Here is a 12,451-nt window from a genome sequence, read left to right as displayed (position 1 = left end):
AGTATTCAGTAGCAGTAATTGTATTAATTAATTTTTTGTAAACTGCGACTGAATACTGCCAACTATATCGTCAATTTCTAAACCTAGAACAAGTAACTTATGAAACGTTGGTAATTGCGCACCACTTTTAGTAGTTGTCCAATCAGTCCAACTTGCAGATAAACCATTTATGGGTAGGATGGAAGTCCACATTTGAAAACGTACGGGTCTTTTATAAGCATCTAAATGCCATAAATAGGAATCTCCAGGCGTAGAACCTCCAGAAGTGTAAGTAACTAATAAAGCTTCCGTATTGCCTTTAGTTTTAACTAAACGTCGTTCTACACCTTTATCAAAAACTTTATATGGAGCTACTAACCAAAACGAATCGTTATTAAAATAACGTTCTGCCTTATTAATATAATCTTCCTTCTCAATGCCGTTATATTCTAGATTTAAAACATAGACTTTTGAGTTATGACGATTATTTAAATTCAAATCTACTTTAAAATCATCCCAATAGACTTCACATCGATTTTCAGATTTATACCATTTGTAATGCTGTCTGCCTTTAAAAGTCCATTCTAAATAATCGGTATTTAGATAAGCTTCTTCATTTAAAGCTTGTAACATTTGCGTGGCGAGTTGGTCTGCTTTTTCACCTTGTTGTCCTATTGGTAAATCTTCATTGTATTTTAAATACATAAAACTATAGAGTAGGAGTGTTGGTAAGGTGAAGAATATAATTAATCCTCCTATAATTTTTAAAACACGTTTTGTTTTAGATTTTTTAGCCAAATTTAATGAGAGTTTATATGCGCTCGAAGAAACATTAATCGTTAGAAATACTATTAATTATCAGACTTATAATCTTTAGGACGTTTCCAACGTATTGGAGCTTTAGGTTCAGGTTTTAATTTAAACTCTTGTGTTTCTAATAATTTTAAAGCTTCTTTTACACCACGTTCTAATTGCGGATCAATACCTTTAGATGTATATTTAGGTTCTTGTATCACTTCAATATTAGGCGCAATACCTTCTCCTTCAACTGCCCATTCTCCATTAACATCAAAGAAACCACCACGAGGAGCTACCATACGACCGCCATCTATAAATCTTGGTGTATCCCAAGTGCCAACAAGGCCTCCCCAAGTACGAGTGCCAATTAGTGGTCCAATTTTTTTTGCTTTAAACATATATGGAAGTAGATCTCCACCAGAGCCAGCACGTTCGTTAATCAACATTACTTTTGGTCCCCAAATACCAGCCATGGGTGTTGTCCAAGGTCTATTATCATTAGCTTTACTATTAAAATAACCGAACAATTCTCTAGACATAATATCTATCATATAATCAGCAGCAGATCCGCCGCCATTGTTACGCTCATCTATAACAACACCCTTTTTGTCTTGTTGAGAAAAATAATAGCGGTTAAACGATGTAAAACCTGCAGGACTTGTATTAGGAACGTAAACATATGCAAGTTTACCATTAGAGAGTTCATCTACCTTTCTACGATTATTTTCAACCCAATCTATAGTTCTCAAACCACGTTCACTACCAACAGGCTGAATTAATACTGTTCTTGCACCTGTTTTTGAAGGTGTTGAGTTGACTGTAATTGTAATTTCACGACCAGCAGTTTGTTCTAATAACTGATAAGGGTTTGTATTAGCATCTAAAGATTTTCCATTAATTGCTAATAGATAATCACCTTCGTTAACATTGATACCTGGTTTACCTAAAGGAGAATTAATATTAGGATTCCAACGTTCTCCATTAAATATTTTTGCAATTTGATAGTTTCCATTATTCAATACTAAATCTGTTCCTAGTAACCCGACAGGAACAAAATCTAAGTCAGGCAAATCACCACCAGAGACATAAGAATGTCCAATAGCAACTTCACCACTCATAATATCTACAACATAATTAAGATCTGTTCTATGACGAACATGATTTACCCATGGAGAGTACCATTTGTAAATATCATCCCAAGGCGCACCATGAACATTATCCACATATAAAAAATCACGCATGTAACGCCAACCTTCTTTAAAAATTTGATGCGCTTCTGCTTTAGGGTCTAGTTTAATTTTCATGTTGGTATTTAAACCACCAGATCCTGGTTTTGGAGGTGATTTAGAACTTACTAAATTCCAACTTTGTCCTTGATTCAATAAAATAGAGTTACGATCGTTAGAGGCTACCATTTGAAATACACCTTTAGCATAATCTGTAGCTTTCTGTTTCGTTACATCGTATGAATGTACTTTAAAACCTGGTTGATTAGGTATAGCCTCTGCTATAAACACTTTATGTTTAGGGCCTTTTAAAAGTGAAGTATAATTACGTGCTGGTAAACGAAGTGCTACAGCACGATCGTAAATACCGTTTTCATCAATAGTTACAGTTACAGCTTCTTTTTTATCTTCCTTTTTATCTGATTCAATTTCTTCTTCATCCGTTTTAGGCAGATTTGGTGCTTTATCTTTAGAGTTTAAAACGACAGCATATAGACTACGTGTAGTTTGCGGGTCATAAGAACTCATATCTAACCATCCTGAAGCTAACCCATAATCAGTACTTGCTAGAGTATATAAGTATTTTCCGTTAGCATCCCAAACAGGAGTTATAGCATCTGCAATAGGATCTGTAAGCTGAATGGTTTTCTTTGTCTCTATATTGTATGCAAAAATAGCTTTAAAATGACTTTTTTGTTGCTTAGCATATGCTATCCATTTACTATCTGGTGACCATACAGGATTCATAGAACGGTTTGGATGTGCATAACTATCTGTAGCAACTTTAGTAACTTTTTTTGTTTCGAGATTAGCAATCCAAATATTAAAGTGCGTATCTGTATAAGCAATATGTTTACCGTCGGAAGACCAATCAGGAACAAAATAAAATGTTGGATTTGGTAGTTTTATAGATTGTAGATTAGATCCATCTTGATTGGCAATAACCAATTGATATTCGCCACTCTTATCTGAAAACCAAGCTATTTTATCGCCTTTTGGAGACCAAATAGGATTACGATCTGCAACCCCTGGGGAGTTGGTTAAATTCCTCCATGTCCCATTTTCTTTAGGTACCGTAAAGATTTCACCACGATGTTCAAAAACAGCACGTTTTCCTTTAGGAGATACATTTGGGTTAGATAAATTTCTACCAGAAATATTTTCCCAACGTACTCTAGAGAAATTTAAATCGCCTTTTACTGTAATATTTAGCTGTTTTGTGTCTCCTGTATTTGGCTTGTATACATGCAAATAACCACCTTGCTCATATGCAATGGCATCTTTACTAGCATCTAAACTTTTAACATCAAACTTTTTATGAAACGTAATCTGTTTTTCTTCTTTAGTATTTGGGTTGAAAGACCAAATGTTGGCCGTGTAATCACGTTCAGAAATAAAATAAACAATACCGTTTAACCAAATAGGGTCTAAATGACGTTCTTTAGTCGGTTGCGTTGTACGTGTTAATTCTTTAGTTTTAAGATCAACAATCCATATTGGCATAGCTTGTCCTCCTCGATAATTTCTCCATTCAGCATCCCAACCTGTAATTGGAGTATATGCAATATGCTTACCGTCTGCAGATATTTCTCCATACGCAGCTCTAGGAATATCTAATGCAACAGGAAGGCCACCTTTTGCAGAAACCGTAAAAAACTTACTAGTCATCGTAGGTTGACTTTCTCTACCAGAGCGAAATAATATTTCTCCATCAGGCGTCCAACCTTGTACAAAGTCACCACCAGGATGATAAGTTAATCGCTTAGGTTCTCCTCCTTCAGAAGGAATGGTATACACATCTACATTTCCATCATACTGTGCAGTAAATGCAATCGTTTTTCCGTCGTTTGAAAAATGCGGACTAGATTCATAACCATCATCACTAGTTAACCGTATAGCAGTACCACCATTTATGGATGCTTTCCATAAATCATTGGCATAAACAAAGACAATATCGTTTCCATGAATAGTTGGTTGTCTTAATAATTGCGTGCCTTGAGAAAAGCCACATAAGGTATAGCATAGTGCTAGCGTAACAATAAATTGTCGTTTCATTTTGGTTGATTTTTAAAATAAGTTAATCTAAGAATAGATGCGGATGATAAAGATACAATTTAGACAATATGGAATATTAAAAAAGATGTTAAAAGCTTAAAAGCCTACCGCAGTATCATCACCTCTGTGATCTGCTCCACCTTCAAGTTCTCCATTGCTTAATATTAATATGCCATCTACAATACCAATGACTCGTGATCTTGATTCGTTAATTGTATACCCTTTATCTTTTAATTGTTGGATGACTTCTTTATTAAAACGGCCAGGCTCCATTCTAATTTCATCGGGTAACCATTGATTGTGAAAACGAGGAGCATCTACAGCTTCTTGCATGGTTAAACCAAATTCTTCGACATTTAAAATCGTTTGAAGTACAGAAGTAATAATTGTAGATCCGCCTGGTGTACCAACAGACATTAATAACTCTCCATCCTTTTCAACAATAGTAGGAGTCATAGAACTTAACATGCGTTTTTCTGGAGCAATACTATTAGCTTCGGCACCTATAAGACCGTATACATTTGGCACTCCTGGTTTACTGCTAAAATCATCCATTTCGTTATTTAAAAAGAAACCAAGTTCATCGGCATATAATTTAGACCCGTATCCTCCATTTAGCGTTGTAGTTACTGATATAGCGTTACCGTATTGATCGATGATTGAATAGTGCGTAGTTTCATCACTTTCATAGCCTACAATATTTCCATGAGATATAGAATCTATTGGAGTAGGTGCATCAAAAGAAAAATTATGCATTCGTTCTTGCAAATACACATCACTAGTTAACGTTTCTGTTGGAATATCTATAAAATCGGGATCACCTAAATAATAACTACGATCTGCATAAGCGCGCTTTTCAGCTTCTACAATAACTTGAATCGTTTTTAAAGCGTTATGGCCATAATCTTTTAAATCAAAAGGTTCAATCATTTTCATAATTTGATTTAAGCATATTCCACCAGATGAAGGAGGAGACATGGAAATGATTTTTAAATCATCATAATTAAAAACAACAGGTTCTCTCCATTTAGCTTCGTAACGGTTTAAATCTTCTAAAGTGATAATACTACCTTTAGCATTTAAAAACGCAACTAATTTTTTAGCAGTTTCACCTTTATAAAATTCATCAACTCCATTATTAGCTATGCGTTCTAAAGTTTCTGCTAGAGCTATATTTTTAATATTATCGCCAGCATTAGTTTTATCTCCAAAAAGAATGTCTTTACCATTTACTTTTGTAAATATGTCATTATTGCTAGAAAAACGCTGTTGTTGATTTTCTGTAATAATAAATCCATTTCTAGCTAAATCTATAACAGGTTGTAGTACGTCTTTAATATCTAATTTCCCAAATCGTTCTTGTGCTTTAAATACACCAGATACCGTACCAGGTACACCAATAGCCATTCCTCCAACAGTACTTTTATTGGGTATTACGTCTCCATTTTCATCTAAATACATGTCTTTTGTAGCTGCAAGCGGTGCTTTTTCTCTATAATCTAATCCTCCTATAGACCCATCTTCTAAACGATATACCATAAAACCGCCACCACCAAGATTGCCTGCATAAGGATAGGCAACTGCTAAAGCCATTTCTGTAGCCATCATTGCATCAAAAGCATTTCCTCCTTTTTTTAAAATATCAGAACCAATTTTAGAAGCTTCTTCTCTAGCACTTACTACCATAGCCTTTTTTGCAATAAAACCACGATTTTGTTGACTAACATTATTATTTTTTGATTCGTTTTTACAACTACTAAAAACTAAAAATTGTATTGTAATTAAAAGGAAAAGTGTTTTCTTCATAAATTAAATTCTTTTTCTATTTCTATTCGTTTTTGGTTTGAAAAGACAATTAGTTCTTTGAAAAACTGGGTAAATTCTTTTTCAAAGTCATCGTAATATACTACTAATTCATGAATTGCCTCATTCATTTTAGAGCGTCCTTTGGTTCTTTTATTCATTCCGTTTAATACCCGTTCAATTCCATCAATTGATGCATAACTTAGAAGCCAATTTCCTTCAATCATTACAGGAGTTAATTTTTTAAAACGTTCAGGTAGTACAAGGAAATTGTCTGTCAGACTTTTATAAAAATTAGAGATGTATACCGATAAATTAATATCGGAGTAATCTTCCCAATTTTTAGCTAAAAAATGATCATAAAAAATATCAACAATTACTCCACTATAATGGCTATAATTTTTGTGTAATCGTTTTGTACTTTGTTTAGTTATTGGATGTGCATCAGTAAAGGTGTCAATATGTCGATGTAATATTATACCTGCCTGAATTGATTTAGGAAACTCTTTGTATTTATTGCCACGAACTCCATCTGCCGAAAAGTTACCAATGGTTAATAATTCGTTATCACCAGAAAGATATATATGTGCTAAAAAATTCATTGCTCGAATTTACAAATTCATAATAACAAAATCCTACTAACTATTTATATTTGCGTAAAATTTAATTTATGACTTTAATAAAATCAATTTCAGGAATTCGCGGAACAATTGGAGGAGCAGTAGATGATAATTTAACACCTATAGATGCTGTGAAATTTGCAGCGGCCTATGGTGCTTGGGTTAAACAACAACGTAATAAAGAAAATTATAGAGTTGTTGTAGGTAGAGATGCTAGGATTTCTGGAGAGATGATTCAAAGTTTAGTAATGAATACTCTAGTAGGTATGGGAATTCATGTTATAGATTTAGGTTTATCTACTACACCAACTGTGGAAATAGCTGTGCCTATGGAACATGCAGATGGTGGAATTATTTTAACAGCTAGCCATAACCCAAAACAATGGAATGCGTTAAAACTATTAAATGCTAAAGGAGAATTTTTAAACGGAGTAGAAGGTGAAAAGATTTTAAAAATAGCAGAGACTAATAGTATGAATTTTTCAGAAGTTGATGACCTTGGTAAAATCACTAAAAATGAAGCTTATATCGATTTACATATTGACGAGGTTTTAGAATTGCCATTAGTTAACAAAAAAGCTATTGAAGCTGCGAATTTTAAAGTGGTAGTAGATGGTGTAAATTCTACAGGTGGTATTGCTATACCGCTATTATTAGAGCGTTTAGGTGTGCATCCAGTAAAATTGTACTGTGAGCCTAATGGCCATTTTCCACATAACCCAGAACCTTTAAAAGAACATTTAACCGATTTATCAGAAGCTGTTGTAAAAGAACGTGCAGATTTTGGTATTGTAGTTGACCCAGATGTAGACCGTTTAGCATTTATGGATGAAACGGGAGAAATGTTTGGAGAAGAATATACATTGGTAGCTTGTGCGGATTATGTGTTAAGTAAAATTCCAGGAAATACAGTTAGTAATATGAGTTCTACAAGAGCATTAAGAGATGTTACCGAAAAGCATGGAGGTGTATATGAAGCTAGTGCTGTTGGAGAGGTTAATGTTGTAGAACTTATGAAAAAAAACAATGCCATTATTGGTGGAGAAGGCAATGGCGGTATTATTTACCCAGCTTCACATTATGGAAGAGATGCTTTGGTAGGAGTGGCTTTATTTCTATCACTTTTGGCAGAAAAGAAAATGAAAGTGAGTGAGTTAAGAGCATCATATCCTAATTACTATATGAGTAAGAAAAAAATTCAATTAACACCTGAATTAGATGTTGATGCAATATTGAAGACTATGGAAGAAAAATACAGTCATGAGAATTTAACGACTATCGATGGTGTAAAAATTGATTTTTCTAATAGCTGGGCGCATCTTAGGAAAAGTAATACTGAACCAATAATTAGAATATATACTGAAGCTCCTTCTCAAAAAGAAGCTAGTGATTTAGCAGATAGAATTATATCGGATATAAATACTATTGCTGATATTTAATATATTAGCATATATATACTATAAATCATTATGATTGACACAAATACTACTAGGGCTCGTTATTCTGAATTGGAAAAATATTTTTCACAGTTTAGAAAACATATTATTGGTATAGATCAAGAATTTGAATCTCCTTATGGTAAACAGAAAATTGTTTACACTGATTGGACAGCTTCTGGTCGTTTGTACCGACCAATAGAAGAAAAAATAGTTACCCAATTTGGCCCTTTTGTAGCGAATACACATACAGAGACTACAGTTTCAGGCACAGCAATGACTAATGCTTACCATAAAGCAAGACATATTATTAAAGGTCATGTCAATAGCAATGCTGATGATGTTTTAATTGTAGCTGGTAATGGTATGACTAGTGTTGTAAACAAGTTTCAACGTATTCTTGGTTTAAAAATGCCAGAGAATATGGCTAAATATGCTAAAATCCCTGATGCGTTACGACCAGTAGTTTTTGTTACTCATATGGAGCATCATTCTAATCATACATCTTGGTTAGAAACTATAGCGAAAGTAGAAGTTATTCCTGCTGGAGATGATGGTCTATTTTGTATGGATAATTTAGAAATTCTATTAAATAAATATAAAGATTGTACGCTTAAAATCGCTTCTGTTATAGCAGGAAGCAATGTTACTGGTATAGAAACCCCATACCATAAAATAGCTAAAATGATGCATAAGCATGGTGGAGTTTGTTTTGTAGACTTTGCATGTTCTGCACCTTATGTAAATATAAATATGCATCCGAAAAATGAAGATGAATCTTTAGATGCTATTTTCTTTTCTCCACATAAATTTTTAGGTGGGCCAGGAACTTCAGGCGTTTTAGTTTTTAATAAAAAACTATATAAGAATATGATTCCTGATTGCCCAGGTGGCGGTACGGTATCATGGACAAATCCTTGGGGAGAACATAAGTATATAGATAATATTGAAGATAGAGAAGATGGAGGTACACCAGGTTTTTTACAAACTATTAAAACAGCTTTAGCTATTAAGTTAAAGGATAAAATGGGAGTAAAAAATATGTTAGATCGTGAGCATGAATTGTTACATCAAGTGTTTTCTAATTTAAGCCATGTTACCAATATTAAAATCTTAGCTGAAGATCAAAAAGAACGACTAGGTGTTGTTTCCTTTTATATAGAAGATCTACACTTTAATCTTGGGGTTAAGCTGTTAAATGACCGCTTTGGTATACAAACTCGTGGTGGTTGTAGTTGTGCTGGAACCTATGGGCATTACTTATTACATGTAGATAAGGAACAATCTAGTAATTTAGTACAAGAAATTACTTTAGGAGATTTAATTCGTAAACCAGGTTGGATACGGATGTCTATACATCCAACAACGACATGTAATGAAATCGATTATGTTTGTAATAGTATAATAGCCTTAGCAGAGAATCACAAAGAATGGGCAAAAGATTATGAATACAATAAATCTAATAATGAGTTTATTCATAAGACTTTTATCCCTAAAGGAGATACACGTGTTGACGATTGGTTTAATGTATAACTAATTACAAGAATTTTTCAGGGACTTTGTCTCGATGTTTCCATCGTTTGTGGGTCCATAAATAATACTGCGGAGCCTTATAAATTTGCTCTTCTACTAATTTAAAAAAAGCATCTGTAATTTTAAAATCTTCAAAACTTTTTGAGTCCTCAGTTATTGTATGAAATGTGGCTTGATAATAACCTCGTTTAATACGTTTAACACTAAAAAAAACAACAGCCATATCCATACGTTTAGCAATAATTTCTGCTCCAGTGTACATGGGAACTTTTATACCCATAAAATTAGACCAATACGAAGCTTTCTTTGCTTTAGGAGATTGATCTGCAGCAAAACCATTAATAGTCAATTCACCATTTCTTTTAGCTTTGCTTAAAACACGATAAGTTTCTTTTGTAGTAATTAGGGTGCTATTATGTTTTGCCCTAATTCGTTTTATTAAGCGATCAAAATATTTATTTTTTAAACGTTTATAAACGGCATAGCCTTTATGATTTATATGATTTTGGAGTACAAACAACCATTCCCAACTTCCATAATGAGCGCCCATTAGCATAATGCTTTTATTTTTTTTTTCTAGATCAAGTATTAAATCTGAATTAGAGAAAGTGTACCGCTTTATTATTTGAGATTTAGAAATTGTCATAGATTTTATAGCTTCTAACATCATATCACATAGATGATGATAAAATTTAGATGTAATATCTATAATTTCTTTTTCAGTTTTTTCAGGAAACACTAATCTCAAATTCGACTTTACAGTTGATTTTCTATACCCAAATACCTTATACAAAAAGAAATATAAAACATCTGAAAACATATACAATAGTCTAAACGGCAAAATAGAGATTAACCATAAAAAAGGGTAGATAATTATATAGGCAATAAGTTGCATCAAATACTGTTAATTTTGAAACACAAATATATATTATATTTGAAGCATAAGTATTCTCTTTATGGACAAATTAAGTTTAGTAACTATAATCATTATCGCAGCTAATGTCATTTTTTCAATGAAAGGATTTGATGATCGTTCTTTCTTTGAGCGGTTTAAATTTAATGTCGGGAGTATACGAAGAGGTGAACAAGTAAGAATGTTTAGCTCTGGTTTTTTACATGCAGATACTACGCATTTGTTATTTAATATGTTTACGCTTTACTTTTTTGCTGAGACTGTAATTGTAGGATTAGGGAATTTTAATTTTATAGTAATATACATTTTAAGTTTAATTTTTGGAAACCTATTATCGTTATATTTTCATAAAGAAGAGTATTGGTATAGCGCAATAGGTGCTAGTGGAGCTGTGACAGGTGTACTTTACGCAGCAATATTGTTGCACCCAGAAATGCGTTTATACATGTTTTTTATTCCTATACCAATTCCAGGTTATGTTTTCGGAATAGGTTATTTATTATATTCCATTTATGGGATGAAAAACAAAATTGGTAACATAGGGCATGATGCACATTTTGGAGGAGCTATTGGTGGCTATGTATTAACTTTATTTTTAAAACCAGAATTATTTAAAACCGAATTATTGCATGTCGGTTTATTAGCAATACCTATAATTATACTATTTGTAATGTATAAAACAGGAAAACTATCTTGAGGTTAAATTTTTAAGTCGCTAATTTCTAATATGTACTAATAAAAACAAAAAAACTCCACTTGTTAAAGTGAAGCTTTTTTGTTTTAAATATAATTACCGTTACTATTTTTCTAAAGTACTCATGTAATTAGCTAATTTTAATAAATCAGATTCATTTTTATTATCGATTTTGTTTTCTTTAATAAAAGCTAATACATTTTTTGAATTACTACCAAATTGTTTTGCTATGCTCTTTTTGTTTTCAGCTAAATCGATAAGCGAATTATTTTTTGTTTTGTAAAAATAACTGTATGATTGCTCAAAATAAGCGGGTCTATCTTTTTCGTAAGAAGTACTAGATAATTTTGCTTTGATATATTTAAAATCTGCTTTTTTCAATAAGTTTTGATTAACAGCATCTTTTTCATATAAAAAATAATCGACTACCTTATTTCCTTTTTTGTTTACATAAGCAACAGTTCTATATCGATCTCTTGAATCTATAAAAGATAGACTAATACCTTCTTCCTTCTTTAGTTCAAAAATCTGACCTTCAGGATTTTTAATTTCTATATTGTTAGATAATATATTAATACGCGTTGGCATTATTATAGACTCACCCTTAGAAACAATTCTAGCAGGGGTAAACTCCCTAGTATCAACTGCTTCAGATGCAACGCCATTAATAATAACATTTAAACCAGGTTGAGTTAAAATAGTATTCAACCTAGTAATAGTAGATTGATCTAAAGGTGATCCAGGAGCACCACCAGAAAAAGGAGAAGGATCTGGATCTCCACCACCTACAAGTTGTGCTTGAGCAAATGTAAGACTCAAACAGATAGAGAATAAAGTTATAGCTAATTTTTTCATAATTTAATATTTAAAAGTTAAAAAGAAATAATTTTAAATTTACAAAAAAAAGATATTAAAATTATCTATAGATATAAGATTTAACTTTTATTTATTAGTAGGTAAAGGATTTAGAGATAAATTGAAAACAAAAAAGCTCCACTTGTTAAAGTGAAGCTTTTTGTGATGGCACTAGGATTCGAACCTAGGACCGCCTGCTTAGAAGGCAGGTGCTCTATCCAGCTGAGCTATGCCACCATTTAAGAATTAAAAATACAATTAATTCTAAAAAAAAAGTCGGGGTGGCAGGATTCGAACCTGCGACCTCCGCGTCCCAAACGCGGCGCGATAACCGGGCTACGCTACACCCCGAACTGAGCGTATCAAAAATGTCTACTAGACATTTTTAGCGAAAGTGCCAGCCGGCGGATTGACCTTTCTATACTCACTCTGGCGGAGAGACCGGGACTCGAACCCGGGCGACACTTGCGCGTCGACAGATTAGCAATCTGCTCCATTACCACTCTGGCACCTCTCCAATACAATTATAAAAGAACGTT

The 12,451-nt window shown here is 33.0% G+C and carries 9 protein-coding genes and 3 tRNA genes; 3 read left to right on the top strand and 9 right to left on the bottom strand.

All coding sequences use genetic code 11. The features are described from left to right. Positions 1-27 precede the first annotated feature (27 nt). From K8Z87_RS06385 to K8Z87_RS06370, 4 genes are all read right to left on the bottom strand, one after another. Complete coding sequence (locus K8Z87_RS06385) at positions 28-777, bottom strand: hypothetical protein (RefSeq protein WP_227476653.1); 750 nt, start codon at positions 775-777, stop codon at positions 28-30. A 53-nt stretch (positions 778-830) separates the two neighbouring features. After that, positions 831-4,058, bottom strand: a complete 3,228-nt coding sequence (locus K8Z87_RS06380) for a S41 family peptidase (protein WP_227476652.1) — start codon at positions 4,056-4,058, stop codon at positions 831-833. Between the two features lie 96 nt (positions 4,059-4,154). Then, positions 4,155-5,864: a gamma-glutamyltransferase gene (gene ggt / locus K8Z87_RS06375; protein WP_227476651.1), complete on the bottom strand. Its 1,710-nt coding sequence runs from the start codon at positions 5,862-5,864 to the stop codon at positions 4,155-4,157. Next, positions 5,861-6,463 carry an acyl carrier protein phosphodiesterase gene (locus tag K8Z87_RS06370; RefSeq protein ID WP_227476650.1) on the bottom strand — a complete coding sequence of 201 codons (603 nt, stop codon included), beginning with the start codon at positions 6,461-6,463 and terminating at the stop codon, positions 5,861-5,863. The genes ggt and K8Z87_RS06370 overlap by 4 nt, the downstream gene beginning before the upstream one ends. 68 nt (positions 6,464-6,531) lie before the next feature. Between K8Z87_RS06370 and glmM the strand changes: the two genes are divergently transcribed. Next, complete coding sequence (gene glmM, locus K8Z87_RS06365) at positions 6,532-7,920, top strand: phosphoglucosamine mutase (protein ID WP_227476649.1); 1,389 nt, start codon at positions 6,532-6,534, stop codon at positions 7,918-7,920. A 30-nt stretch (positions 7,921-7,950) separates the two neighbouring features. Then, positions 7,951-9,450, top strand: a complete 1,500-nt coding sequence (locus K8Z87_RS06360) for an aminotransferase class V-fold PLP-dependent enzyme (RefSeq protein WP_227476648.1) — start codon at positions 7,951-7,953, stop codon at positions 9,448-9,450. Positions 9,451-9,454: 4 nt separating this feature from the next. On the opposite strand, the gene K8Z87_RS06355 is transcribed toward K8Z87_RS06360, so the two are convergent. Beyond that, complete coding sequence (locus K8Z87_RS06355) at positions 9,455-10,345, bottom strand: lysophospholipid acyltransferase family protein (protein WP_227476647.1); 891 nt, start codon at positions 10,343-10,345, stop codon at positions 9,455-9,457. A 61-nt stretch (positions 10,346-10,406) separates the two neighbouring features. Between K8Z87_RS06355 and K8Z87_RS06350 the strand changes: the two genes are divergently transcribed. Continuing rightward, positions 10,407-11,060: a rhomboid family intramembrane serine protease gene (locus tag K8Z87_RS06350; RefSeq protein WP_227476646.1), complete on the top strand. Its 654-nt coding sequence runs from the start codon at positions 10,407-10,409 to the stop codon at positions 11,058-11,060. A gap of 102 nt (positions 11,061-11,162) precedes the next feature. On the opposite strand, the gene K8Z87_RS06345 is transcribed toward K8Z87_RS06350, so the two are convergent. The 4 genes from K8Z87_RS06345 to K8Z87_RS06330 all read right to left on the bottom strand — a co-directional run bounded on the left by K8Z87_RS06345 (position 11,163) and on the right by K8Z87_RS06330 (position 12,429). Continuing rightward, positions 11,163-11,912: a hypothetical protein gene (locus K8Z87_RS06345; protein ID WP_227476645.1), complete on the bottom strand. Its 750-nt coding sequence runs from the start codon at positions 11,910-11,912 to the stop codon at positions 11,163-11,165. 163 nt (positions 11,913-12,075) lie between these two features. Next, positions 12,076-12,149: transfer RNA gene (locus K8Z87_RS06340), tRNA-Arg, on the bottom strand. A gap of 39 nt (positions 12,150-12,188) precedes the next feature. Continuing rightward, a tRNA-Pro gene (locus K8Z87_RS06335) sits at positions 12,189-12,263 on the bottom strand. A gap of 79 nt (positions 12,264-12,342) precedes the next feature. Next, a tRNA-Ser gene (locus tag K8Z87_RS06330) sits at positions 12,343-12,429 on the bottom strand. Between the last annotated feature and the right edge of the window lie 22 nt (positions 12,430-12,451).

This window comes from Winogradskyella immobilis, from assembly GCF_021887715.1.
Lineage (GTDB): Bacteria > Bacteroidota > Bacteroidia > Flavobacteriales > Flavobacteriaceae > Winogradskyella > Winogradskyella immobilis.
This window is presented reverse-complemented; position numbering and strand designations above follow the sequence as displayed.

Excerpts from the sequence above, each read along its gene's own strand:
- K8Z87_RS06380 (WP_227476652.1), bottom strand. The coding sequence starts at position 4,058 with ATGAAACGACAATTTATTGTTACGCTAGCACTATGCTATACCTTATGT.
- ggt (WP_227476651.1), bottom strand. The coding sequence starts at position 5,864 with ATGAAGAAAACACTTTTCCTTTTAATTACAATACAATTTTTAGTTTTT.
- K8Z87_RS06370 (WP_227476650.1), bottom strand. The coding sequence starts at position 6,463 with ATGAATTTTTTAGCACATATATATCTTTCTGGTGATAACGAATTATTA.
- glmM (WP_227476649.1), top strand. The coding sequence starts at position 6,532 with ATGACTTTAATAAAATCAATTTCAGGAATTCGCGGAACAATTGGAGGA.
- K8Z87_RS06360 (WP_227476648.1), top strand. The coding sequence starts at position 7,951 with ATGATTGACACAAATACTACTAGGGCTCGTTATTCTGAATTGGAAAAA.
- K8Z87_RS06355 (WP_227476647.1), bottom strand. The coding sequence starts at position 10,345 with ATGCAACTTATTGCCTATATAATTATCTACCCTTTTTTATGGTTAATC.
- K8Z87_RS06350 (WP_227476646.1), top strand. The coding sequence starts at position 10,407 with ATGGACAAATTAAGTTTAGTAACTATAATCATTATCGCAGCTAATGTC.
- K8Z87_RS06345 (WP_227476645.1), bottom strand. The coding sequence starts at position 11,912 with ATGAAAAAATTAGCTATAACTTTATTCTCTATCTGTTTGAGTCTTACA.